At 44.2% G+C, this 26,874-nt stretch carries 16 protein-coding genes, 2 tRNA genes and 3 rRNA genes; 16 read left to right on the forward strand and 5 right to left on the reverse strand.

All coding sequences use genetic code 11. The features are described 5' to 3' along the window. Window positions 1-483: 483 nt before the first annotated feature. The 10 genes from ABZP31_RS00580 (at window position 484) to ABZP31_RS00625 (ending at window position 13,931) form a co-directional block, all read left to right on the forward strand. Window positions 484-2,020: ribosomal RNA gene (locus ABZP31_RS00580) — 16S ribosomal RNA — on the forward strand. Between the two features lie 61 nt (window positions 2,021-2,081). Continuing rightward, window positions 2,082-2,158, forward strand: a tRNA-Ile gene (locus tag ABZP31_RS00585). Between the two features lie 55 nt (window positions 2,159-2,213). Beyond that, window positions 2,214-2,289 (forward strand) — tRNA-Ala (locus ABZP31_RS00590). A gap of 361 nt (window positions 2,290-2,650) precedes the next feature. Beyond that, window positions 2,651-5,540 (forward strand): 23S ribosomal RNA (locus ABZP31_RS00595). Between the two features lie 190 nt (window positions 5,541-5,730). Further along, window positions 5,731-5,845 (forward strand): 5S ribosomal RNA (rrf, locus tag ABZP31_RS00600). Together the 16S, 23S and 5S rRNA genes with 2 tRNA genes alongside form the textbook arrangement of a ribosomal RNA operon. 355 nt (window positions 5,846-6,200) lie before the next feature. Next, the gene (locus ABZP31_RS00605) at window positions 6,201-7,565 is read left to right on the forward strand and encodes an MFS transporter (RefSeq protein WP_005022885.1); all 1,365 of its coding nucleotides are present in this window, start codon (window positions 6,201-6,203) and stop codon (window positions 7,563-7,565) included. A 429-nt stretch (window positions 7,566-7,994) separates the two neighbouring features. Then, complete coding sequence (locus tag ABZP31_RS00610) at window positions 7,995-9,245, forward strand: esterase-like activity of phytase family protein (RefSeq protein WP_248135003.1); 1,251 nt, start codon at window positions 7,995-7,997, stop codon at window positions 9,243-9,245. Window positions 9,246-9,339: 94 nt separating this feature from the next. Continuing rightward, entirely contained in the window at window positions 9,340-10,536 is a 1,197-nt protein-coding gene (locus tag ABZP31_RS00615) for an MFS transporter (protein ID WP_017400637.1), read from the forward strand. A gap of 212 nt (window positions 10,537-10,748) precedes the next feature. After that, window positions 10,749-13,142, forward strand: coding sequence for a YgiQ family radical SAM protein (locus tag ABZP31_RS00620; RefSeq protein WP_248135005.1), 2,394 nt, complete (start codon window positions 10,749-10,751; stop codon window positions 13,140-13,142). Between the two features lie 264 nt (window positions 13,143-13,406). Next, window positions 13,407-13,931 (forward strand): DUF2726 domain-containing protein, encoded by a 525-nt coding sequence (locus tag ABZP31_RS00625; RefSeq protein ID WP_005022895.1) that lies wholly within the window; start codon window positions 13,407-13,409, stop codon window positions 13,929-13,931. A gap of 89 nt (window positions 13,932-14,020) precedes the next feature. Here the strand turns inward: ABZP31_RS00625 and ABZP31_RS00630 are convergent, their stop codons facing one another. From ABZP31_RS00630 to mdtD, 4 genes are all read right to left on the reverse strand, one after another. Next, complete coding sequence (locus ABZP31_RS00630; RefSeq protein WP_005022898.1) at window positions 14,021-14,374, reverse strand: RidA family protein; 354 nt, start codon at window positions 14,372-14,374, stop codon at window positions 14,021-14,023. Window positions 14,375-14,741: 367 nt separating this feature from the next. Further along, window positions 14,742-15,797: a DNA polymerase IV gene (gene dinB, locus ABZP31_RS00635; RefSeq protein ID WP_005022900.1), complete on the reverse strand. Its 1,056-nt coding sequence runs from the start codon at window positions 15,795-15,797 to the stop codon at window positions 14,742-14,744. Continuing rightward, window positions 15,797-16,549 carry a GH25 family lysozyme gene (locus ABZP31_RS00640; protein ID WP_005017227.1) on the reverse strand — a complete coding sequence of 251 codons (753 nt, stop codon included), beginning with the start codon at window positions 16,547-16,549 and terminating at the stop codon, window positions 15,797-15,799. Before ABZP31_RS00640 ends, dinB begins: the two co-directional genes overlap by 1 nt. Window positions 16,550-16,614: 65 nt before the next feature. Beyond that, a complete protein-coding gene (mdtD, locus tag ABZP31_RS00645) occupies window positions 16,615-18,021 on the reverse strand; it encodes a multidrug transporter subunit MdtD (protein WP_075041198.1) in 1,407 nt (468 codons plus the stop codon). Between the two features lie 261 nt (window positions 18,022-18,282). On the opposite strand from mdtD, the gene ABZP31_RS00650 reads away from it, so the two are divergent. Further along, entirely contained in the window at window positions 18,283-19,251 is a 969-nt protein-coding gene (locus ABZP31_RS00650) for a hypothetical protein (protein ID WP_248123227.1), read from the forward strand. Window positions 19,252-19,294: 43 nt separating this feature from the next. On the opposite strand, the gene ABZP31_RS00655 is transcribed toward ABZP31_RS00650, so the two are convergent. Next, window positions 19,295-19,918: a TIGR00730 family Rossman fold protein gene (locus ABZP31_RS00655; RefSeq protein ID WP_248135007.1), complete on the reverse strand. Its 624-nt coding sequence runs from the start codon at window positions 19,916-19,918 to the stop codon at window positions 19,295-19,297. Between the two features lie 330 nt (window positions 19,919-20,248). Here ABZP31_RS00655 and ABZP31_RS00660 point away from each other — a divergent pair, with 330 nt between their 5' ends. The 5 genes from ABZP31_RS00660 to parC all read left to right on the forward strand — a co-directional run bounded on the left by ABZP31_RS00660 (window position 20,249) and on the right by parC (window position 26,823). Beyond that, window positions 20,249-21,850, forward strand: a complete 1,602-nt coding sequence (locus ABZP31_RS00660) for a TerC family protein (RefSeq protein WP_248135009.1) — start codon at window positions 20,249-20,251, stop codon at window positions 21,848-21,850. A 63-nt stretch (window positions 21,851-21,913) separates the two neighbouring features. Further along, on the forward strand, window positions 21,914-22,393 hold the full coding sequence (locus ABZP31_RS00665) for a YchJ family protein (RefSeq protein ID WP_005405692.1): 480 nt from the start codon (window positions 21,914-21,916) through the stop codon (window positions 22,391-22,393). 37 nt (window positions 22,394-22,430) lie between these two features. Beyond that, complete coding sequence (locus ABZP31_RS00670) at window positions 22,431-23,075, forward strand: trimeric intracellular cation channel family protein (protein ID WP_005017209.1); 645 nt, start codon at window positions 22,431-22,433, stop codon at window positions 23,073-23,075. A gap of 37 nt (window positions 23,076-23,112) precedes the next feature. Next, window positions 23,113-24,432 (forward strand): MFS transporter, encoded by a 1,320-nt coding sequence (locus tag ABZP31_RS00675; protein ID WP_174498856.1) that lies wholly within the window; start codon window positions 23,113-23,115, stop codon window positions 24,430-24,432. Window positions 24,433-24,603: 171 nt separating this feature from the next. After that, window positions 24,604-26,823 (forward strand): DNA topoisomerase IV subunit A, encoded by a 2,220-nt coding sequence (gene parC, locus ABZP31_RS00680; protein ID WP_248135011.1) that lies wholly within the window; start codon window positions 24,604-24,606, stop codon window positions 26,821-26,823. The last annotated feature ends 51 nt before the right edge of the window (window positions 26,824-26,874 follow it).

Consider the following 26,874-nt stretch of genomic DNA (forward strand, 5'->3'; position numbering starts at 1 on the left):
TAAAATAAAAGAATAATCAAAATAAATTATTATTAAATAACAATAACTTATTTTTTTATTGGTTTGAAAAATAAACACACGATAAAAAATGTTTTTTAGAAGTGTTGCAACGATACTGAAATGCTGTAGAATGCACATCCATCGGCGGTGATGAAGATTAAAACTTCTGATAAAACAGCAACTTAGTTAAATATAATTAAGTCAGGTTTTGTTAGATAGGTTTAAAATAATCTGAATTACCAGTTGACTTTCTGAAAAGAAAGCGTAATATAGCCGACCTAGCTTGCTGCTGACGAAGCAGTAAGAAGATCATTAAGAGAATATGAAGAACAACTTGTGTGGATTTTTACTGGTTGATCGATCGAAATAATTTTCATTGATTGAATGGTAGAAATTTCTCGAAGTTTATTTGAGTAAATTTTTAGTCAGAAGATTAATGAGCCAGAATTGGTACCTTGTCTATAAATAAGGTACAAATGATTTTAACTGAAGAGTTTGATCATGGCTCAGATTGAACGCTGGCGGCAGGCTTAACACATGCAAGTCGAGCGGATGAAGGTAGCTTGCTACCGGATTCAGCGGCGGACGGGTGAGTAATGCTTAGGAATCTGCCTATTAGTGGGGGACAACGTTCCGAAAGGAGCGCTAATACCGCATACGTCCTACGGGAGAAAGCAGGGGACCTTCGGGCCTTGCGCTAATAGATGAGCCTAAGTCGGATTAGCTAGTTGGTAGGGTAAAGGCCTACCAAGGCGACGATCTGTAGCGGGTCTGAGAGGATGATCCGCCACACTGGGACTGAGACACGGCCCAGACTCCTACGGGAGGCAGCAGTGGGGAATATTGGACAATGGGGGGAACCCTGATCCAGCCATGCCGCGTGTGTGAAGAAGGCCTTTTGGTTGTAAAGCACTTTAAGCGAGGAGGAGGCTACCTGGATTAATACTTTAGGATAGTGGACGTTACTCGCAGAATAAGCACCGGCTAACTCTGTGCCAGCAGCCGCGGTAATACAGAGGGTGCGAGCGTTAATCGGATTTACTGGGCGTAAAGCGTGCGTAGGCGGCCAATTAAGTCAAATGTGAAATCCCCGAGCTTAACTTGGGAATTGCATTCGATACTGGTTGGCTAGAGTATGGGAGAGGATGGTAGAATTCCAGGTGTAGCGGTGAAATGCGTAGAGATCTGGAGGAATACCGATGGCGAAGGCAGCCATCTGGCCTAATACTGACGCTGAGGTACGAAAGCATGGGGAGCAAACAGGATTAGATACCCTGGTAGTCCATGCCGTAAACGATGTCTACTAGCCGTTGGGGCCCTTGAGGCTTTAGTGGCGCAGCTAACGCGATAAGTAGACCGCCTGGGGAGTACGGTCGCAAGACTAAAACTCAAATGAATTGACGGGGGCCCGCACAAGCGGTGGAGCATGTGGTTTAATTCGATGCAACGCGAAGAACCTTACCTGGCCTTGACATACAGAGAACTTTCCAGAGATGGATTGGTGCCTTCGGGAACTCTGATACAGGTGCTGCATGGCTGTCGTCAGCTCGTGTCGTGAGATGTTGGGTTAAGTCCCGCAACGAGCGCAACCCTTTTCCTTATTTGCCAGCACTTCGGGTGGGAACTTTAAGGATACTGCCAGTGACAAACTGGAGGAAGGCGGGGACGACGTCAAGTCATCATGGCCCTTACGGCCAGGGCTACACACGTGCTACAATGGTCGGTACAAAGGGTTGCTACACAGCGATGTGATGCTAATCTCAAAAAGCCGATCGTAGTCCGGATTGGAGTCTGCAACTCGACTCCATGAAGTCGGAATCGCTAGTAATCGCGGATCAGAATGCCGCGGTGAATACGTTCCCGGGCCTTGTACACACCGCCCGTCACACCATGGGAGTTTGTTGCACCAGAAGTAGGTAGTCTAACCGCAAGGAGGACGCTTACCACGGTGTGGCCGATGACTGGGGTGAAGTCGTAACAAGGTAGCCGTAGGGGAACCTGCGGCTGGATCACCTCCTTAACGAAAGATTGACGATTGGTAAGAATCCACAACAAGTTGTTCTTCATGACGATGTATCTGAGGGTCTGTAGCTCAGTTGGTTAGAGCACACGCTTGATAAGCGTGGGGTCACAAGTTCAAGTCTTGTCAGACCCACCACTACTGACGAAAGCAGTAATGCAGAAAAACAGATATGTTGACTTATTGATAAGCTGGGGACTTAGCTTAGTTGGTAGAGCGCCTGCTTTGCACGCAGGAGGTCAGGAGTTCGACTCTCCTAGTCTCCACCACGAATCAAACATGATTTGATTCGAAGCTAGAGATTACAGAATTTAATGAGAACTTAGCGTAAAGCACATCTTATTAACTTCTGTGATTTATCACAGTTGACTGCAATCCGACGAGGATGCAGTGAATCATTAACAGATTGGCAAATTTGAGTCTGAAATAAATTGTTCAACTCATTCAATAGACGTTACAGGGCAACCTGTTGACTAACGTAGATTGAACTGAGAACTAGCAAATTAACTGAATCAAGCGTTTTGGTATATGAATTTAGATTGAAGCTGTACAGTGCTTAAATGCACAGTGCTCTAAACTGTAATGTTGAAGTTGCTCCTTGTAGGTAACGTCGACTGTTTGGGGTTGTATAGTCAAGTAATTAAGTGCATGTGGTGGATGCCTTGGCAGTCAGAGGCGATGAAAGACGTGATAGCCTGCGAAAAGCTTCGGGGAGGCGGCAAATATCCTGTGATCCGGAGATGTCTGAATGGGGAAACCCACTTACCATAAGGTAGGTATTGCATGATGAATACATAGTCATGCAAGGCGAACGAGGGGAAGTGAAACATCTCAGTACCCTCAGGAAAAGAAATCAATTGAGATTCCCTCAGTAGCGGCGAGCGAACGGGGATCAGCCCATTAAGTTATGTGTGTTTTAGAGGAATGCTCTGGGAAGTGCAACCGTAGAGGGTGATAGTCCCGTACACGAAAGGGCACACATAATGATGACGAGTAGGGCGAGGCACGTGAAACCTTGTCTGAATATGGGGGGACCATCCTCCAAGGCTAAATACTCCTGACTGACCGATAGTGAACCAGTACCGTGAGGGAAAGGCGAAAAGAACCCCTGTGAGGGGAGTGAAATAGATCCTGAAACCGCATGCATACAAGCAGTGGGAGCACCTTCGTGGTGTGACTGCGTACCTTTTGTATAATGGGTCAGCGACTTATATTCAGTGGCGAGGTTAACCGAATAGGGGAGCCGTAGAGAAATCGAGTCTTAATAGGGCGTCTAGTCGCTGGGTATAGACCCGAAACCGGGTGATCTATCCATGAGCAGGTTGAAGGTTGGGTAACACTAACTGGAGGACCGAACCCACCGTCGTTGAAAAGCCGGGGGATGACTTGTGGATAGGGGTGAAAGGCTAATCAAACTCGGTGATAGCTGGTTCTCCCCGAAAGCTATTTAGGTAGCGCCTCGGACGAATACCATTGGGGGTAGAGCACTGTTTCGGCTAGGGGGTCATCCCGACTTACCAAACCGATGCAAACTCCGAATACCAATGAGTACTATCCGGGAGACAGACTGCGGGTGCTAACGTCCGTAGTCAAGAGGAAAACAATCCAGACCGCCAGCTAAGGCCCCAAAATCATAGTTAAGTGGGAAACGATGTGGGAAGGCATAGACAGCTAGGAGGTTGGCTTAGAAGCAGCCACCCTTTAAAGAAAGCGTAATAGCTCACTAGTCGAGTCGGCCTGCGCGGAAGATGTAACGGGGCTAAAACTATGTGCCGAAGCTGCGGATGCACATTTATGTGCGTGGTAGGGGAGCGTTCTGTAAGCCGATGAAGGTGGATTGAGAAGTCTGCTGGAGGTATCAGAAGTGCGAATGCTGACGTGAGTAACGACAAAACGGGTGAAAAACCCGTTCGCCGAAAGACCAAGGGTTCCAGTCCAACGTTAATCGGGGCTGGGTGAGTCGACCCCTAAGGCGAGGCCGAAAGGCGTAGTCGATGGGAAATTGGTTAATATTCCAATACTTCTGTGTAATGCGATGAGAGGACGGAGAAGGTTAGGTCAGCCTGGCGTTGGTTGTCCAGGTGGAAGACAGTAGGCATGCATCTTAGGCAAATCCGGGGTGCTCTATGCTGAGAGTCGATAGCAAGCCAGTTTACTGGCGAAGTGGCCGATACCATACTTCCAAGAAAAGTCTCTAAGCTTCAGTTACACAGGAATCGTACCCGAAACCGACACAGGTGGTCAGGTCGAGTAGACCAAGGCGCTTGAGAGAACTCTGCTGAAGGAACTAGGCAAAATGGTACCGTAACTTCGGGAGAAGGTACGCTGCTGATGGTGATAGGACTTGCTCCTTGAGCTGTCGGCAGCCGCAGAAACCAGGCCGCTGCAACTGTTTATTAAAAACATAGCACTCTGCAAACACGAAAGTGGACGTATAGGGTGTGATGCCTGCCCGGTGCTGGAAGGTTAATTGATGGGGTTAGCGTAAGCGAAGCTCTTGATCGAAGCCCCAGTAAACGGCGGCCGTAACTATAACGGTCCTAAGGTAGCGAAATTCCTTGTCGGGTAAGTTCCGACCTGCACGAATGGCATAATGATGGCGGCGCTGTCTCCAGCAGAGGCTCAGTGAAATCGAAATCGCTGTGAAGATGCAGTGTACCCGCGGCTAGACGGAAAGACCCCGTGAACCTTTACTGCAGCTTGACACTGAACTTTGACCTTACTTGTGTAGGATAGGTGGGAGGCTTTGAAGTAGGGACGCCAGTTCCTATGGAGCCATCCTTGAAATACCACCCTGGTAATGTTGAGGTTCTAACTCTGACCCATAATCTGGGTCGAGGACCGTGTCTGGTGGGTAGTTTGACTGGGGCGGTCTCCTCCTAAAGAGTAACGGAGGAGTACGAAGGTGCGCTCAGCGTGGTCGGAAATCACGCGTAGAGTATAAAGGCAAAAGCGCGCTTAACTGCGAGACCCACAAGTCGAGCAGGTACGAAAGTAGGTCTTAGTGATCCGGTGGTTCTGTATGGAAGGGCCATCGCTCAACGGATAAAAGGTACTCTGGGGATAACAGGCTGATACCGCCCAAGAGTTCATATCGACGGCGGTGTTTGGCACCTCGATGTCGGCTCATCTCATCCTGGGGCTGAAGCAGGTCCCAAGGGTATGGCTGTTCGCCATTTAAAGAGGTACGCGAGCTGGGTTTAGAACGTCGTGAGACAGTTCGGTCCCTATCTACCGTGGGCGCTGGAAATTTGAGAGGATCTGCTCCTAGTACGAGAGGACCAGAGTGGACGAACCTCTGGTGTACCGGTTGTGACGCCAGTCGCATCGCCGGGTAGCTATGTTCGGAAGGGATAACCGCTGAAAGCATCTAAGCGGGAAGCCTACCTCAAGATAAGATTTCCCCGTGACTTTATGTCACCTAAAGAGCCGTTCAAGACCAGGACGTTGATAGGTTGGATGTGGAAGCATAGTGATATGTGAAGCTGACCAATACTAATTGCTCGTGAGGCTTGACTATACAACACCCAAACAGTTGTATACAAAGCATCAATCGATTCATAAATATGCAATATCCCTTGATTCAGCCTGATGCTGGAACATACAATTCAGACCCAGATCTGCCCTCTGTTAATAACTCATTTGGACCAAAGTACGGCATATACTGCACCGCAGTTAAATCAGACCCGAACAAGTCCATCAACAGTTGTGCTGGCGACCATAGCAAGAGTGAACCACCTGATCCCTTCCCGAACTCAGAAGTGAAACCTCTTAGCGCTGATGGTAGTGTGGGGTTACCCATGTGAGAGTAAGTCATCGCCAGCTCATTATTCTAAAAAGCCCCCTCATCGAGGGGGCTTTTTTTTATGCGGAGGGTTTTATATAAAATAATAGTTAATTTGAGATATCATTTTTCAGTTCAATATCTCTTTAGTCTTATAAATTTGGCTTCTATCCTTAAGTAACTGTTAAAATTTATAAATTTAAAAATAGACTGGACAGTTTTCCAAATTTTTTGATTTAAATGTTGATTTTTTATTCAAGTCAAGCTGACATTTTATATCATATCTTCGTTTTAATGCCTTTAGGGTATGTATTTATACCTTTAGGGTTTTAGACAAAAAGTGAATCATAATTCATTTTAGTTGAAATTATAAACTCACAGTGGAGGTGAGAACTAATGTCAACTAACATAATAAATGTCAATACGGTTATTGATCATGCAAAATTTAAGCCCTTTCATATGACTATAGTATTGTGGTGCCTATTTATTGTCATTTTTGATGGTTATGATCTGGCAATTAATGGTGTTGCTCTACCTTTATTAATGCAAGAGTGGAATATGACTGCTGTACAGGCAGGCATGCTGGCCAGTACTGCTCTAGCTGGGATGATGTTTGGTGCAATGCTGTTTGGAATGCTAGCCGATAAGATTGGCCGAAAAAAAGTTATTTTGATTTGTGTCACTTTATTTAGCGGATTTACTTTTTTAGGTGGTTTTGCTTCAAACCCGACTGAATTTGGTATTTTACGTTTTATTGCCGGGCTGGGTATAGGCGGAGTGCTGCCTAACTTGGTTGCGCTTACATCAGAATATGCGCCTCAAAAATTAAGAAGTACTCTGGTTACTACCATGTTCAGTGGCTATGCCATGGGCGGTATTATGGCAGCATTATTGGGGGCTCAGTTTACGCCGACCTTTGGTTGGGAGATCATGTTCTATATTGCAGGTATTCCTTTACTGATTTTACCAATCATATGGAAGTTTTTGCCTGAATCTTTAACTTTTCTGGTTAAAAAACAACAGCAGGATAAAGCCCGTAAGATTGTTCAAAAGATTATGCCTCAGGAAAGTATGACCTTACAGACCCAGCTGGTCTTAAATGAAGTTAAAGTTCCAGATGCCTCAGTTGCAGCTTTATTTAGACAGGGACGTGGTATGAGTACACTACTGTTCTGGAGCTGTTTTTTCATGTGCCTGCTTATGGTATATGCATTAGGTAGCTGGTTACCGAAACTAATGATGGCTGCTGGTTACTCTCTGGGAAGCAGTTTAATATTTCTGATGTCTATGAACATTGGGGCAGTAATTGGTACGATTGGCGGGGGGATTCTGGCAGATAAATTCCATCTGAAACCGGTAATCATTGGAATGTTCTTGATGGGGGCACTGGCTTTGGTTGGATTAGGATTTAATTCACCACCAGCTGTAATTTATTTACTGGTAGCTTTAGCGGGCGCTTCAGCAATTGGCAGCAGTATTCTTCTCTATAGTTATGTTGCTCAGTACTATCCGTTAGCAGTACGTTCGACTGGAATCGGCTGGGCTTCAGCAGTTGGGCGGATTGGTGCAATTGTTGGTCCGATTTTGATTGGTTTCCTATTGGGTATGGAATTACCACATAAAATGAATTTTCTTGCAGTTGCTATACCGGCAGTCATTGGAGCAATAGCAGTGGCTTTAATTAAAGTTGTACCGATGAGTGATGAGGTAACGGAGCCTGTTATTCCGGTTAAAAAACCGCGTCGCATTGTAGAGCTCTAAAACTGTGATTAAAAAGCCTCAACTGAGGCTTTTTATTTTTATTAAATATTTAGAATAAAATAGAGCGGCCCGATCATCCTGACCGGGCCGCTCTACCTATCTGTTTAGATAGTCTCATTCGGTACAACCGGAAAAGTTTCCTGTCTATTACTTTATAACTGTTGTTTTATACATTAGAGATATTCTGTCTCTATATATTTTTATATCAGTTTAAAGCTGATAAAGACTATAGCGGTAGAAAGCCTTATTCCCTCTAAGCCAGAGACGACAGAAATTTATTATTTTAAAGATACTCAAGTTTTTATGTGACTGGAGATAATTTTCTCTATTTCATTTTCTGTAATAAGATCGTCATTAACTTTTCATCTTATTGTCGTTAGATTTTCATAATTGATTGCTTTAATTGAATAAAAATTTTTATAAGTACATATGATGAATAAGAAACTTCTATCTCTGCTTTGTTTTACAGCTCTCAGTTTAAGCGCCTGTAATGATGATGATCATGATCAGTTCTCTTCACCAGAAACCCTTACAGTACCCACCCTGATCTCATTTGCCAAACTTCCAGTTTCAACTTATGCAGAAGGCCCCGACTCAGGCGCTGCCGTATCGGGGGCTAATGAAATTTATCCGCCCTTTAAAGGGCAGCCTGTACAGGGTTTCTCAGCTGCAGTTAAAAATAATGATGGCAGTTATATGGCCATGTCAGATAATGGTTTTGGGACTCAAAATAATTCAGCTGACTATTTGCTAAGAATTTATAAAATTAAGCCTGATTTTAAAACCAAGACCAAGGGAACAGGGCAGGTGTCTGTTCAGGATTTTATCCAGCTACGTGATCCGAATAAGTTGGTTCCTTTTGAAATTGTAAATAACAATACACCAGATCGTCTTTTAACTGGGGCGGATTTTGATCCGGAATCAATGCAACGAGTAGCCGATGGGACTTACTGGATTGGTGATGAGTTCGGACCTTATTTACTGCATTTTTCTGCAGAAGGCGTACTGCTTGATGCCCCTATTCCTCTTCCGCATCCTTTAATTAAAGGACAGGAGCTACGATCACCACAGAATCAGCTCAACAAGGCAGGAATTAACTATATCGAACCACTGATTCAGCAAAGTGGCGGATTTGAAGGTATGGCACTTTCTAAGGATGGCCAATATCTTTATCCATTACTGGAAAAACCATTAAAAGGTGATGCCAGCGGCCAATTGATTATTTCCCAGTTTGATCTAAAGACTAAATACTATACCGGAAAATATTATCTGTTCGCGCTGGATAGCAAGGCTTCAGCGATTGGAGACTTTCAGCTCTTTAATAATCAGGAAGGCATCATTATTGAGCGCGATGCCAGCCAGAATAATCTCGGTGGCTATAAGAAGCTGATCAGGATCAAGCTGGGTGAGTCCGGCAAGGTAATTGAGCGTGAAGAACTGCTGGACTTAATTAAGATTGCAAACCCGAACCAGCTTTATACTTTGGTACGTGATGGAGACATTGGTACAGGCACACAGTTTGCTTTCCCATTTGAAACTATTGAAGATGTCGTTATTGAAGATGGCCGTACCCTGACCGTGTTAAATGATAACAATTTTCCGGGTTCGAGCGGTCGTAATGCTAAACTTGCCGATGATAATGAAATTATCCAGATCCGGTTGCCGAAAGCTTTATATTAGTCTGGAAAAAATATGTAAAGCTCGTCTATGTGAAAATCAAGTCACTTTAAACTGATTTAAACAGGCGTATACTCATCAGGCATAAGGAGCTTTTATGTCTGAATCTGTAGAGTCGCAGTCTTATATCGAGTATGGGACGCGACCTTTTTTTGCTATTCTACTTTCATTGTTTCTGGCAGGCTTTGCCATATTTTCATCATTGTACTGTGTACAGCCAATGATGCCTTTCCTTGCCAAGTTCTTTGCTATCAGTCCAACCCATAGCAGTTTCCCGCTCTCATTCTCCACTATTGCACTGGCACTTGGCCTGTTGTTTGCCGGACTGATTTCAGACCGTTATGGTCGTAAGCAGGTTATGGCAATTTCCCTATTTTCGACCTCAATATTGTTGCTGGTCAGTTCCTTTCTGCCTTACTGGGAAGTTTTTTTAAGTACCCGAATGTTAATTGGCCTGGCTGTAAGTGGTGTTGCTTCAGTAGCCATGACTTATATCGGTGAAGAAATTGCACAAAAAGATGTCGGCTTTGCCATGGGGCTATATATTTCAGGGACAGCAATTGGTGGCATGAGTGGTCGTCTCATTGCAGGTGTACTACTAGATTTTATTTCTTGGCAAACTGCCACAATGATCATTGGTGTGCTTAACCTTATCATTGCTATTGTATTTTATATTGCCTTGCCCGCTTCACGGCACTTCAAGCCTTATCCGATCAATTTTTCGAGGTTTAAGCAGTCATTCACCAAAAATTTGTCAGACTCAAGACTTAGGCTCCTGTTTGCAGAAGGCTTTTTATTGATGGGCTGTTTTGTAACGGTCTTTAATTATATTAGCTATCATTTACTGGAAAAACCGTTTGAACTCTCTCAGGCCTGGATTGGCCTGATTTCAATTGCCTATCTTTCAGGCATCTATAGTTCACCGCGGGCCGCAGGTTGGGGTCGTAGATATGGTCGGGGTAAAGTTTTACCAGCCATGTTTATCTGTATGATCTTGGGGTTATGGATTATGCTGATTCCCTCAATCTGGTGCATATTGCTGGGTCTGCTGATTTTTACCTTTTCTTTCTTTGCAGCACATTCTACAGCCAGTAGCTGGGTATCTGTACAGGCTTTACAGTATCGAGCAGTCGGCTCTTCACTTTACCTGTTCTGCTACTATTTGGGTTCAAGCGTATTAGGCAGTAGTGGCGGGCTGGTTTGGGAGAACTGGGGCTGGGGTGGTTTAACGGTGATAATTACCCTGTTTCTCGGTCTCGGTCTCATCATCTCATTACGTTTAAACCGCAGCTGACCCTCTTTTATTATTCTTATTAAAACTGCGGGTATGAGTATTTTAATTTCAAAAAATCGTTTTTGTACAAAGATTAGCCGATAGAAATTGTATCTCCCTGTTTATACAATTCTTATAGTCAAGAAAGATGAACAGGTTTCATGTTAAAATGATCGGCTTTCATCTTTGATCTTTTTTTTGATCTTCCATCTGCCAGCCGAGAATTGCTAGCCATGTCTACTGCTTATACCGCTCAGACTGCGCCAAAAGCGTTGTTTGATTACGACAAATATTGGGCGTCATGTTTTGAACCTGCGCCATTTTTGCCGATGTCACGCGAGGAAATGGATCAACTCGGCTGGGATAGCTGCGACTTTATTTTAGTTTGTGGCGATGCCTATATTGATCATCCTTCATTTGTGTCCGGAATTATCGGACGCGTATTAGAGGCACAAGGTTTTCGGGTTGGTATTATTGCGCAGCCAGACTGGACCAATGTCGATGCCTTCCGCGCGTTGGGTAAACCGAATGTTGCCTGGGGTGTAACAGCAGGTAATATGGATTCCATGATCAACCGCTATACGGCTGACCGTAAAATCCGTTCAGATGACGCCTATTCTCCAGACAATGTACCTAACAAACGTCCAGACCGTGCAGCAACTGTTTATTGCCAGCGCTGCCGTGAAGCTTTTCCAGATGTTCCGGTCCTGTTAGGCGGAATTGAGGGGTCACTACGCCGCATTGCACATTATGATTACTGGTCAGATAAAGTCCGTCGCTCTATCTTAATGGATTCGAAAGCTGACCTGCTCATGTACGGCAATGGTGAGCGTTCAATTATCGAAGTAATGCATCGTCTAGCCAAAGGCGAAAAGATTCACGAGATTACTGATGTTCGTGGTACAGCATTTATTATTAATAAACATAATCGTGCCTCCAAGGCCCAGTTTATCGAAATTGCCTCGAATGACGTAGATACGGTGGGTCGTGTTGATCCTGTCATTAACCCGTATGTAATGACTGAAGATATTGATGGCTGTGAAATTGAAAAAGATAAGGGGAATTCACTAACCCAATATCAGAATTTCCAGAAAGAAATTGTTCATAATCCGATCGTGCGTGAAGGGGACCAGCTTGAACCGGATACACAAATTGTGCAATTGCAGCCAGCATCCAAAGCCATTAAACACAAGTTACCTCCACGTGAGCTGGCAGTAATTCGCTTGCCTTCATTTGAACAAGTTGCAAATGATCAGGTGCTGTATGCCCATGCTAACCGGATTCTGCACTTGGAAACTAATCCTGGCAATGCGCGTGCACTAGTGCAGCGGCATGGTGAGCGTGACGTATGGCTAAATCCGCCGCCGATTCCATTGACTACTGAAGAAATGGATTATGTATTTGACCTGCCATATGCACGTCTGCCACATCCATCCTATGCCGATGCACGCTTCCCGGCTTTTGATATGATCAAGTTTTCGGTAAACATCATGCGTGGCTGTTTTGGAGGTTGTACGTTCTGCTCAATTACAGAGCATGAAGGACGGATTATTCAAAACCGTTCGGAAGAATCAATTCTGCGTGAGGTTGAAAAGATTCGGGATACCGCGCCGGGCTTCACAGGTATTATTTCAGATTTAGGTGGCCCTACTGCAAATATGTACCGTTTGCACTGTAAAGACCCTGAAATTGAGAAAAACTGCCGTAAACCTTCATGTGTCTATCCGGGCGTTTGTCAGAATCTGCATACTGACCATGCTCCATTGACTCAGCTTTACCGCAAAGCACGGGCGATTAAAGGAATTAAAAAAATTCTTATCGGTTCGGGACTGCGCTATGACCTTGCCGTACTCAATCCCGAATATGTGAAAGAGCTGGTACAGCACCATGTGGGCGGCTATCTGAAAATCGCACCAGAGCATACTGAGAGAGGTCCATTATCGAAGATGATGAAACCTGGTATTGGTACTTATGACCGCTTTAAACAGATGTTTGACCGCTTTAGTAAAGAGGCAGGTAAAGAACAGTACCTGATACCTTACTTTATCGCTGCGCATCCGGGTACAACTGACTATGACATGATGAACCTGGCGGTCTGGCTGAAAAAGAATGGTTTCCGTGCCGATCAGGTCCAGACTTTCTATCCGTCACCTATGGCGACGGCAACGACCATGTATCACACCAGTAAGAATCCACTGGCAAAAGTGGCACGTTATACTGAAGATGTTGATATTGTAAAAGGTGAAAAGCGTCGCCGCTTACACAAGGCTTTCTTGCGTTATCATGATCCAAATAACTGGCCAATGCTTCGTGAAGCTTTAAAAGAAATGGGGCGTCAGGATCTGATTGGTAATTCCAAACAGCATCTGATTCCAACCTATCAGCCGCAAGGGACTGAGGGCGAATATAAATCGGCGCGCAAAAAGAACTCGACAGTAGCTGGAGATTCACAAAAACGTGTTACCGGTGTGAGAGGACAAGGACAAAATCAGGGGCAGAACCAGCGGCCGAAAAAAGGGCAGATGCTGACCCAGCATACAGGTTTACCGCCACGTGAAACAGGTGAGAAGCGCCCTTTTGAATTGACCAAGAATAAGCGTAAAGGTAAATTCAAAACTCCCCATTAATTGATCAAGGCACTTCGGTGCCTTTATTTTTACACTCGATAATTCCGATACGGATAACATTCGGTAAAGAAAAAACTGTATAAATAGATTGCCTACTGTTTATATGTATTTAAGATAAAACAGATAGGCAGGAATATGACCAACTGACTTGCTCTTACTGCCAAAATCATTTAAGTTGGACCGGTGAGTTTTAAATTTTTAACTAGAATAAAGCGGTTATAAACCGAGCTGATTATAAAAATAGATTAAAGGATTAATATTATTATGTTTTACCTGATTATAGCAGGCCTTATTGCACTGTGTGTTGTAGCAGTCATGCTCTTTAACAGACTCAAGCCCCGTGACAAATATGATAGTGCGCTCAAACGCCGTGCAATTTTCAGTCCTGCCCAACAGTTGACTTTTAACCGCCTGCAACAGGTATTACCAGACTACTATATTCTGGCTCAAGTTTCTTTCGATACATTACTCACCACTAAATATAATCATACCCGTATAAAATATCAGCATATGATTGCTGACTTTGTGATTTTAGATCGAGAAAGCCAAATTTTTGCAATTATTGAAATTGATGATGCATTGAGTTTAAAAAAATTAAAATATCAGCATTATCAGTGTAGTTTACTTGAAACGGCAGGTTATAAAGTGGTGCGTTATAAAGGTGTACCTGAATATGAGCAGCTTCGTTCTGATTTTTTGGGAAAGCTGCCGCTAGCAGGAGTAGCTTCCTCCCGCTCTCCCCAGTTTGAAAATATTATGCACTACCGAGACTGTGTAAGACAGTATTAGTAAAATTAAGCTGTTATTTTTAATAAATTCTATAAAACTGTATTAAGACACCCGACAGACGTCAGGTGCCTGTTCTGCTGATCATGAGGTTAGGGTAAAACTGCCGTAACAGTCATTTCAACCAATACATCTGGAGCATAAAGTTTAGCTTCAACACAGGTTCGTGGTGGAGCGGCACCCTCTGGTACCCAAGCATCCCATACCTCATTCATGGCAGCATAATCCTGCTCAATATCTTTGAGAAATATAAGTACTGACATAATATGAGATTTGTCTGTACCTGCCTCAGCCAGTAGCTTGTCAATCAGCTCTAGTGTTTGGCGTGTTTGTCCCTGTATATCTAGACGGGTATCTTCAGCCAGCTGACCGGCCAAATGTACCAGTTGGCCACTAATAGTCACCTCACTAAAGCGTGGAGTGGTATGCAGACGTTGTACAGGCATGTTTTACTCGACATTTAATTCATGAATGATGAGTTACCATAACATGCAGCTATTTCTCAGTAAAATTGGAAATGAAAAGTAAACTAAAATCGAATTATTAAAAACAAAAAATGAATGAGAGGAATTAATAAGAAAATATTGTGCAGTTTTATATGTTATACCCTGACTGTCGAGTTGCCCTGTAACATTCGGATTTGATCGTCACGCCAATCACAGGACAGCATGCTAAAAGTAAAGGTGATTTCTAGCATCTCAAAGTACATGGATAAATGTACTGCACTGTCTAGAGTACCTTAATCTATAGAAAAAGCGAGCACAAGTTGCTGGATTTTTCTCCGGTTGATGAAAGAGTAACCAGAAATGGACCTCACCATAAACTCAATTGGTTTTCCTGTTGTGCTTGTTGCAGCTGGTATACGCCTACACCAACCAGACGGAACAGTGAATTTTCACCAATATGCATTTCTTGTAGCAGCAGCTCTACGGCTTGGGCAAACTCTAGTACAGAGCGTAGTGGCAGGCGGAAGCTTTTACTGTGTTGCAGGGTCTGAAAGTTTTTAAGTCGCAGTTTTAAACTGATCCCGCAGGCAACCAGATTCTTATTGATGAGGGATTGCCAGACTTTTTCAACCAGTATTGGCCAGTAAGAATTACATTCCTGCAAACTTAAGTCTCGATCAAAGGTAATTTCCTTGGAAATCTGTTGGCGCTGTCGATTGGCCTCTACCGGACGATGGTCAATCCCTTGGCCATAGAGATAAAGCTGCCGGCCATATTTACCAAAATGCTGAATAAGAAGACTTTCTTCAACCTGCTGTAAGTCTCCCAAGGTATCTAGCTTTAACTGCTGCAGTTTTTGCTGCATGACTTTACCAACGCCCGGGATTTTCTTTAGGGGCAGGTCTTGAATAAAAGCCTGAACCTGATGAGGTTTAATTACACAAATGCCATTAGGCTTGTGCCAGTCGGAAGCAATTTTAGCCAGAAATTTGTTAGGAGCGACGCCAGCTGAAGCAGTCAGATGAAGTGTTTTAAAAATATCTTCACGAATCTGCATTGCTACAGCCGTAGCACTAGGCAGGTTTTTCAGATTTTCAGTGACATCCAGATAAGCTTCATCTAGTGAAACCGGTTCAATTACCGTAGTGTATTGCTGAAAAATGTGATGTATCTGGGCTGAAATAGCCCGATATTTAGCAAAGTCCGGCTCAATCACATACACATCAGGACATAATTTTCTTGCTTGAGTCATCGACATGGCTGAACGCAGACCAAAACTGCGGGCTGGATAAGAAGCGGCCGCCACTACAGCACGGGGGTGGTGGGAGGCAATGACCACAGGCAAATGTACTAGTTCCGGCCGCTCCCGCAGCTCAACTGACGCATAGAATGCATCCATATCGATATGAATAATCTTGCGCATCAGAGTTCAGGACTCAGACCGATATTTTTCAGATAACGCTGCCATTCTGCGGGACTGCCCCGGTAGGCATTCAAATCTACCGGTTTGGGAATTCCCTTAATTTTCCCCTGACGGCTGTACTGCCAAAAGCTCCAGGCACGTTTATCCTTCAGCTCGGGCATTCCATCATAATCACGAATCCAGAGTGGGGTATGTGGAAAACTGTCGGTTAGTACCAGATGATAAAAGTTTTTGGATACATAAAATATGGGCGGCTTGCCATAGTGAGTTTTCAGGCGGTCATGCATCAGCTGGATTTCTTTAAGTAACTGCTCCTTGGTATAGGTATTAATACAGTTACTATCGTATTCAAGATCAATTACCGGAGCAAGCGCGTCTGCTTTATGCGGTACAGTCTGTATAAAATTATCGGCCTGTACTGCGCCATTACGGCATAGGCGGTAAAAATGATAGGCGCCTACGCGTAAGCCTTGTTCGCGTGCAGCCAGCCAGTTGTGCTGGAATTTACGGTCCTGAAAATCTCCTCCTTCTGTCGCCTTTAAATAGACAAACTGATAGCGCTTGGGAGAAATTTGCTTCCAGTCAATATCACCCTGATGATGCGAAACATCAAAACCCTGAACAGGGAATTCTTCTCCCGCCTGTGGCCGGTTGCTAAATACACTCAGCAGTACTAAACCCAGTAGCAGCAGGCTTCCAACAACGGCCAGCATCCATGACCAGGCAATTTTTGGCGAAATAGTCTGAGGCATAACTTAGCAGGTAATAGGCAGAAGGCTTAAGCATAAACTGCTTCTACTAAAAGTTCGAGTCAAATTCAGGACTCCGGCTGTATCTGCTTTTCATCTGGAACACGCCAAAAGATCAGCATTGCCAAGATATTGATCAGACCCAGGCAGATCAAGGCAGAATGAAAGGCCTTGCTAACATCAACTGGACCATAGTAATTACTAAAAATATTAATCAGTGTACCAGCCAGCGCTACCCCGATACTCATAGAGACCATCTGAATCATGGAAAGAAAGCTATTACCTTTACTGGCATCCTGCTGGGGCAAATCTTTTAGGGTCAGGGTATTCATTGATACAAACTGCAGGGAGTTAAGCAGGCCCATCACCAGAAAATGTAAAGTTCTTAACCAGATGGGTGTATCGGCAGTAGTCAAGGCAAAACTGGCAATAGTTAAACCGACCAGACAGGTATTGGTAATAAGAAAACGGCGATAACCAAATCTTGAAATCAGCGGCCTGATCAGTGGTTTAGAAATCAGGGAACCCAAAACCAGTGGAATCATCATCAAACCGGTCTGTAGCGGACTGATATCAAATGCAACCTGTAACATTAAGGGCAATACAAAGGGAATTGAATTTCCACCGAGCCGTGCAAAAAAGTTACCTAATATTCCAATTGAAAATACAGGATTTTTTCGGAACAGGCTGCTACGGAACAGGGCATTCTGATGCCAGTGTGCATGCGTAGCATATGCCATCATAGCGATGGCTCCTACAGCAAATAATGTCCAGCCTAAGGTATTGGAATAGTTTTCATTAGAAATCACTTCAATAGACAGTGATATACCGACCATACTTAGCACAAGCAGAATAAAACCACTAAAGTCAAATGAACTGACATTGGCTTCGGTGACATTCGGCATGGCTTTAAAGGTCATGATACAGCCGAGCAGTCCAATCGGAACATTAATCAGAAAAATCCAGTGCCATGAAAATGCTTCAACAAACCAGCCACCGAGAGTAGGGCCCATCAATGGCCCGAGCAGCCCTGCCAAGCTCATCAGGCTCATGGCTGAGAGGAATTGTGTGCGCGGAATAATTTTCAGCATAGATAGCCGGCCAATGGGCAAAAGCAAAGCAGCACCAGCGCCCTGAATTACCCGGAAAAACAACAGCTGGTTCAAGTTTTCAGACAGACCACAGCCCAGTGAAGCTAGGGTAAAAATTACAATGGCTGAAAGATAGGTATTGCGCACACCAAAACGGTCAGCCAACCAGCCACTTAGTGGAATACAGGCTGCCGAGGCCAGCACATAGGCCACCACTACACTATGCATCTTGAGCGGGTCTTCATTCAGCTGCTCGGCCATTGCCGCAATTGCTGTATTGACAATGGTGGTGTCCAGACCTTGCATGAAGAAGCCGATTGATACCAGAAAAACTAAAAGACGGTATTCAGCTTGTACAGGTTGATGCTCAGCGGTAACAGCCATAATATTATAAATAATGATATTTTTTTGATAGTTTATCGAATCTAGAATAAAAGTCCTGTAGTGCTCTGTACTTTCTCAGTAATGATTGATTTGCAAATAAGCCCCACATTAAAATATTTTATTTATTCTTTAAAGGCAGACCTTTCAAAAAATTCTCGTCATCAGAATGTCATGAATCTGCAATAAAAATGTCATAATCTTGTCACAGCCGACCGCTTGGGGCAGTCGTGATACTTATTCTTCAAGAGAATCCTGACCTCTATGACAATCGAAATTTTTATGATTGTAGGCTTCTGTCTAGCAGCTTATTCAATTGTCGGAAATGATGTGCCACAAACCTTAGGTACGTTTATTTCATCCAATGCCCATCGTCCCTGGTGGGTACTATGGCTATATACCAGCAGTATTCTAGCGGTAGTGCTGATGTATGGCTGGTGGACTTCGGGTATCGGCGATGCTTCTTATGGACGTCTGGAAACCATTCCTTTTCCTGAAGAAGGAATTACCTGGTTATATATAGTTCCTCCCATATTACTGATTCTGCTCACGCGCTACGGTATTCCGGTCAGTACTACTTTTCTGGTTCTTACTATTTTCTCACCAAGCAGTCTGGGTTCAATGCTGACCAAATCAATGATGGGTTATGCAGTGGCTTTTATTGTGGCAATTTTGGTTTATCGTTTTGTTATTAAAAGAATCTCTGTTTATTTTAGTCAAACCCGGCATCATCCTACCCCCAAATTCTGGATTGGTCTGCAATGGGTCTCGACTGCATTTTTATGGAGCCAATGGCTGATTCAGGATCTGGCCAATATTTTTGTCTATGTTCCCCGTGTGGTTCCTTTTGGTTTTATGATATTTGCCATTTCGGTCTTTATTATTTTACTGGGCGTGATTTTTTACCAGCGCGGCGGGAAAATCCAGAATATTATTGATACCAAAACAGGTGTAGCAGATATTCGCTCAGCCACCATTATTGATTTTATCTATGCCTTTATTCTGCTGGTGTTCAAGGAATGGAGCAATATTCCGATGAGTACTACTTGGGTCTTTTTGGGTCTCCTGGCCGGGCGTGAGTTTGCCATGTCAATGCACCTGGTTGAAGTAAACCGGCACCGGACTTCACGCAATGTCAGTAAAGATGCTATGAAGTTGCTCTTCGGACTGGCTGTAAGCGTACTTTTGGCAACCACCTTACCTTGGCTCTATCAGCTGATTTCGGGGACATAATATTAAAAAAACGGGCCTAAGCCCGTTTTTTACAGTTAGTTGACTAAATTGCAAAGCGGCTTGGACTGTTCAGGTTCTTCATTGCATTAAAGATGGCTTTACTGTGTTCACACACTACAATTTTGGCGCGATGCTGAGCAGGCAGAAAACCTTCTTGTACTGCATGATCCAGCTGGTTGATCAGTGCATTATAAAAACCATTTACATTATATAAAATCATCGGCTTCTGGTGCTGATTCAGCTGCCCCCAAGTGGCAATTTCCAGAATCTCTTCAAAGGTACCCAAACCACCCGGCAGGGCAACAAAAGCACTGGCTCGTTCTGCCATGAGTGCTTTACGTTCATGCATGCTTGCAACAATATGCAGCTCTGTCAGCTGGTTATGGGCAATTTCATAATCCAGCATAAATTCTGGAATTACCCCTACGACTTCACCGCCAGCTTCCAATACGCTGTCAGCCACTTGACCCATCAGGCCGATACTGGCACCGCCATAAACGATGCCAAACCCATGTTGTGCCAAGCCTTGGGAAAGTTCAATTGCTTTTTCACGGTAAATTGTATTATTGCCCGGACGCGAACCACAATATAAAGCTACCAAATGCTGAGTTGTTCTTGGTTCAGGATTAACTGGGCTATTTCTCATTTCTAGTACACTATTCATCATTATATTTTTACCTTAGCATGTTCTTTTTTCTCGCTCTAGCTCTAGCTTAAGTAAAAAATATGACATCTTCAGTAGAAGGCTATAATGGTTTTAGATAGGGTTTGTATCAAGTTGGTGAAGAGCACAAGATTGAAAAACAAAAAAAGATGAATTTCTAAAAAATCTTGCCTATACTGAAAATCTGTTAAACAACATATTGATCAACATGGGCAGTGGTTGTAGTCGCTCCGAATATCCTGACTTTTATAAAGAAAAAATAGTGACCCGAATCCGGGACTTCAGTAACAGTTCTCCAAGAGAAAGTGTAAGTCGCCAGCAGGAGCATGTTCAATGATTTTTGAATGGATGTCTGATCCTTCTGCTTGGGTAGGCCTGGTTACTCTGGTCGTTCTGGAAATTGTACTGGGTATTGATAACTTGGTATTTATTGCCATTCTGGCTGAAAAACTGCCGCCACATCAGCGAAATACCGCACGTATTTTGGGTCTGATCCTGGCTCTGGGGATGCGGCTGGTCCTGCTTGCTTCTATTGCCTGGGTGGTCACCTTAACTGATCCTCTCTTCCATATTTTTGATCATCCGTTTTCCGGCCGTGACCTGATCCTGCTGTTCGGTGGGGTATTCTTGCTCTTTAAGGGGACAATGGAACTGCATGAGCGGATTGAAAGTAATCATGCACATAAAGAAGAAAATCCGGTACATGCGGCCTTCTGGATGGTTATTGTCCAGATTGTTGTGCTTGATGCGGTATTCTCGCTTGACAGCGTGATCACGGCAGTAGGCATGGTGAAAGAACTTTCGGTCATGATGATTGCAGTCATTATTGCTGTGGGAATCATGTTGTGGGCATCTAAACCACTCATGGAGTTTGTCAATCGCCACCCGACCGTAGTGATCCTGTGTCTAGGCTTTTTGATGATGATCGGCTTCTCGCTGGTGGTTGAAGGCTTTGGCTTCCATATTCCAAAAGGCTACCTGTATGCTGCAATTGGCTTCTCGGTGCTGGTAGAAATGGTCAACCAGACCATGCGTCGTAACCAGGAAAAGCTGGTAACCACCACCGATTTACGTTATCGCACTGCCTCAGCAGTGATGCGGATGCTAGGCGGTAAAAATACCAGCAATAGTAATGAGTCACCATCAAACGAGCCGGAAGATGTGCTGGCAACACGCGCCTTTGCCGATGAAGTCTTTGATGAAAAAAATGGTGTATACCACAGTGTAATGGTGCAGGGCGTACTTGGACTTGCCGAAAGGCCGGTCAAATCTGTAATGACTCCACGACCAGAGCTTGAATGGATTGATCTGGATGAAGATGCTGAAGTCATTAAAGAGCGTCTCTTAAGCATGACGCATTCCCGCCTGATTGTGGCGCATGGAGAGCTTGATAATATTGCCGGTATTGCATTGACCCATAAAGTCCTGAATGAATACATTGAAACCGGGACTCTAAATTTCGAAAAACATCTGCGTGAACCGGTGATTGTGCATGAAAATGCTCAGGTACTGATGGTGATGGAACAGTTACGTCAGGCACCCTTACAGATGGCAATTGTTTTAAATGAATATGGTTCTATTGAAGGTATCGCTACACCGATTGATGTACTTGAAGCCATCGCCGGTGAATTTCCGGATGAAGATGAGCTGGAAGCGGCTGCAGAGAGCCTTGAGGATGGTTCACTGATGCTGGAAGGCTCAACCGATATTCGACATGTATCCTTATTGCTAGGCCGTAATTTGGTTGACGAAAGTGAGCAGTATTCAACGTTATCGGGTTATATGTTGTATCACTTGGGCCACTTACCTGTAAATGGTGAAAAGCTACAGGCAGATGGGCATATCTTTGAAGTGGTCACCATGGACGGTCATAAAATTGAGAAAATCCATATTATGACCAGTTACCAGCCGGCATCTGATGAAGAATATCGTTAGAAGCTGTATTAGAAAATTCGCTACAATAGCCCCTTCATAAGGGCTATTTTTTGGATTCAGCTTATGTCAGGCGCATCCTGTCCATGCGGTAAAGGCTTATATAAAGATTGCTGTGAACCTCTGCATAGTGGCAAAACCCGAGCGGTACATGCTGAACAGCTCATGCGTTCGCGCTACAGTGCTTTTGCTTTGCAGCAGATTGGCTATATCGTAAAAACTACAGCTTTTGGTCAACAGCCTTATCTCGAAGTGCCTGCTATACAGCAGTGGAGTAAGACAAATCGCTGGTTAGGGCTTGAAGTAATCAACTTTAAAGAAAAGCTGACCAAACATCATGCTGAAGTCGAATTTAGAGCTCATTATCATGATGGCGAGCAGCCACAACTTCATCATGAAATATCGTATTTTGTGCAGCAGGCTGGACAATGGTTTTTTCTGGACCCGACGGTTGATATGCCGGTTACCATGAAACAGCCATGTATTTGTGGTTCAGGTAAAAAATTTAAGCAATGCTGTGCCCCTTTTCTGGCAACTTTAACTTAAAATAGCGCTATTTTTAGCCTGGACGGAACACAGGGCAATGCTTCTCACTATAATTTATATTATTGCAATTACAGCCGAAGCCATGACTGGCGCTTTATCTGCCGGGCGACGCAGCATGGACTGGTTTGGTGTAGTGCTGATTGCCTGCGTGACTGCATTAGGAGGAGGTTCGGTCCGGGATGTGCTATTGGGTCATTATCCTCTCACTTGGGTGAAACATCCTGAATATTTGGTGCTGACCTGTGCAGCAGCTTTTTTTACTATTTTGATTGCTAAATGGATGCGTCATTTACGGAATATCTTTCTGGTTCTGGATGCCTTGGGCCTTATTGGTTTTACTATTATTGGCTGTCAGATTGCCCTGCAAATGGGACATGGTTTCGTGGTTTCGGCAGTTGCAGGAGTGCTTACCGGGGTCTCTGGTGGTATTTTGCGAGATATTCTATGTAACGACGTGCCTCTAGTATTCCGCCGTGAACTGTATGCCAGTATCTCTTTTGTGGCAGTGATCTGCTACTGGAGCTGTCTGAATCTGGGTTTATCGCTTGAACTGACAGTGATTGCAACTCTGGTATTTGGCTTTACCTTGCGGTTGATTGCTATTTATTTTGGTCTGGAAATGCCAAAATTTATTTATAAAGATGAAGATGATAGTTCAGCATCCTCTAAAGATTTGTCCTGACCATCAATCAAAACTTGAATTACCAGAGTACTGCAGCATGGATTTAGTCTCACGAGTACAGCGCCTGCCGATTGGCAGATTTCATTATACCCTGTTATGGGTAGTGGGTCTGGGCTGGATGTTTGATGCCATGGATACCGGAATTATTGCTTTTATCATGGCAACTCTGGTCAAGGACTGGGCACTGACACCGATACAGAGTGGCTGGATTGTCAGTATCGGCTTTGTAGGAATGGCTATTGGTGCTGTCTTTTCAGGAGGGCTGGCTGACCGTTTCGGACGACGTACAGTATTCGCGACTACGCTGGGAGTTTATAGCGTGGCTACCGCACTTTGTGCTGTAGCACCGAATCTTACCTGGTTGCTGATTTTTCGTTTTATTGTGGGCTTGGGGCTGGGAGGGCAGTTACCGGTTGCAGTAACACTGGTCAGTGAATATGTACCGGCACATGTGCGTGGCCGTTTTATTGTACTGCTGGAAAGCTTTTGGGGTTTAGGTTGGCTGGTAGCAGCTCTGATATCCTATTTTATTATTCCCAGCTTTGGCTGGCATGTGGCTTTCTTAATTGGTGGACTGCCTGCTTTATATATTTTTATTATTCTTAAAAAAGTACCGGAGTCTGTCCCTTATCTGATTAACCGTGGCCGGATTAATGAGGCGCATATATTAGTACAGCAACTGGAACGCCAGTGTGGTGTAGAGGTAATAGAAACACTAGAGGTTCAACCGGTTGCTAGCCAGAAAAGTGTTTCGTTCAAACAGCTCTGGTCAGGGCAGTTTGCGCGTCGCAGTCTGATGTTATGGCTAATCTGGTTTGGGATTGTCTACTCTTATTATGGAATTTTTACCTGGTTACCTAGCCTGCTGGTTAAACAGGGTTATAGTATTGTCCAGTCCTTTGAATATGTCCTGATTATGATTCTGGCCCAGCTTCCAGGTTATATTGTGGCAGCCTGGCTGGTCGAGAAATTAGGCCGTAAAATCACTCTGGCGGGTTTTATTGGGTTTTGTGCAGTCTCGGCCTATTTCTTCGGTCAGGCTTCTAGTGTCAGTATGATCATGTTCTGGGGCTGTCTGATGTCTTTCTTCAACCTCGGCGCATGGGGCGTACTCTATACATATACCCCGGAACAGTATCCGGCCAATATCCGGGCTTTTGGTTCAGGCTGGGCTTCAGCCGTTGGCCGCATGGGCGGCATACTGGCGCCACTGGTAGTGACACAAATGATGGTAGCAGACCATGGCTTTAACCATGTGTTCCTGATGTTTACATTGGTCCTGGTTACTGTAGCGCTGGTGATCATTATTCTGGGTGAAGAAACCAAGGGTAAAACACTGGAGTCAATTGGCCTGTAAAGTTGGGCTATCTCATGGTTTTCCGGTTGCCTAAAAATTTTAAAACGTTTAGTTTCACATCATAAGACATAAATTGTCGCACTGTATTCCGGCATACTCTTGTGTATCTGGCAGGTGCGGCATAGCATAAGAACCCAGATAAAAACGATTGATTTAGGATTATAGGTTGTTATGACAAGCCTTGCGCATCATGCGACAGAAAACCGCTCAGTAGCAGAATTTACCGAACAGGCTTACCTGAACTATGCCATGTATGTAATCATGGATCGTGCCTTGCCGCATATTAGTGATGGCCTTAAACCTGTTCAACGCCGTATCGTTTATGCTATGAGTGAACTTGGTCTGAAACACAGTGGCAAGCCAAAAAAATCCGCGCGTACAGTGGGTGATGTGCTGGGTAAATATCATCCGCATGGTGACTCGGCCTGTTATGAAGCTATGGTATTGATGGCACAACCGTTCAGCTACCGTTATCCGTTTATTGAAGGCCAAGGTAACTGGGGTTCACCGGATGATCCAAAATCATTTGCAGCCATGCGTTATACCGAAGCGAAGCTGTCCCAGTATAGTGAAGTATTATTATCTGAACTTGGGCAGGGCACAGTAGAATGGCAGGATAACTTTGATGGCTCGCTTAAAGAACCGGTAACCTTGCCTGCCCGCGTACCTAATATTCTTATGAATGGTACTACAGGCATCGCGGTTGGTATGGCAACAGATATTCCGCCGCATAACCTGCGTGAAGTCATTAAGGGAACTATTGCATTAATCCGTAATCCGAATACCAGCGAGGCCAAACTGGCCGAGTATATTCCAGGGCCTGACCTGCCGACTAAAGCTGAAATTATCACCTCAAAAGATGAACTGCTAAAAATCCAGTCTACCGGGCGTGGCAGTTATCGTATGCGTGCAGTGTATACGGTCGAAAAAAATGAAATTATTATTACCGAGCTGCCTTATCAGGTTTCAGGCTCCAAAATTATTACCCAGATTGCTGACCAGATGCAGGCCAAAAAGCTGCCATTAGTTAGTGATCTTCGGGATGAGTCTGATCATGTCAATCCGACCCGCCTGGTCATTGTCCTGCGCTCTAACCGGGTAGATGCCGACACCGTGATGAGCCATCTGTTTGCTACTACGGATTTGGAAAGTAGTTACCGCGTCAATCTGAACATGATTGGTGCCGATGGGCGTCCACAGGTTAAATCTATCCGGAAAATCCTGCTGGAATGGATTGGAATCCGTAAAGAGACAGTTACCCGCCGACTGCAGTATCATCTCAACAAGATTGAAAAACGTCTGCATATATTGGCCGGACTTTTAATTGCCTATCTGGATATTGATACTGTAATCCGCATTATTCGTGAAGAAGATCATCCTAAGGCCGTACTGATTCAGACCTTTAAAATTGATGAAACCCAGGCTGAGGCAATTCTTGAATTAAAACTGCGGCACTTGGCCAAGCTTCAGGAAATGGAAATCCGTCAGGAACAAGATGAGCTTTCAGCACGTGCTGCTCTTATTCGTGAACAGCTGGCTAATCCTGAGTCATTAAAGAATCTGATTATTGGTGAATTAAAAGAAGACGCCAAAAAATTTGGGGATGAGCGCCGTTCTCCTATTGTGGAGCGTGAAGGTGCGGTTCAGATGCGTGAGCAGGACCTGATTCCGGCAGAACCAGTCACTGTAATTCTATCAGAAGCAGGCTGGATTCGCTCTGCTAAAGGTGCAGATGTCGATGCAGAAAAGCTTAACTATCGTGCTGGAGATCAGTATTTAAGTCATGCTTCTGGTAAAAGTAACCAGCGTGTTTATATTCTGGATGAAACCGGCCGGAGTTATGCACTGGCTATCAACAGTTTGCCTTCTGCAAGAGGTCTGGGAGAACCGCTCAGTTCTAAACTTTCTCCAGCGAATGGCGTTTCCTTTATTCAGATACTGGTTGAAGAAGATGATCAGGAAATTATTGCGATTAGTTCTAAGGGTTATGGTTTTAAAACCCAGGCAAAACAGCTAGATACTAATGCCAAAGCCGGTAAGGCATTTCTCAGTATTCCTGAAGGTGGCAAAGCTTTACCGTTACTGATAAATCCAGATTGCTCTCATCTGGCCTTATTAACTGATACAGGCCGCTTGCTGGTGTTACCCGTGTCAGAATTGCCAAGTCTCAACAAGGGTAAAGGAAACAAGTTGATACAACTTGAGCAGGACGAGCAGCTATTATCTATGACAACTTTGAATTTAAATGAAATAATTCAGGTAATTGCAGGTCAGAAAATTCTTAATATAAAACCGGGCGATTTAGATAAATACTTAGGAAAAAGAGCGTCTAAAGGGCAACTTCTGCCAAGAGGATATCAAAAAGTAAATAGACTCCTGATTCAAAGATAATACTAGCATCCATGTTCATAAATACGTTATATATGTGAATGTATTCGTGAA

It is taken from the genome of Acinetobacter sp. FL, assembly GCF_040744925.1.
Classification (GTDB): Bacteria; Pseudomonadota; Gammaproteobacteria; order Pseudomonadales; family Moraxellaceae; genus Acinetobacter; species Acinetobacter radioresistens.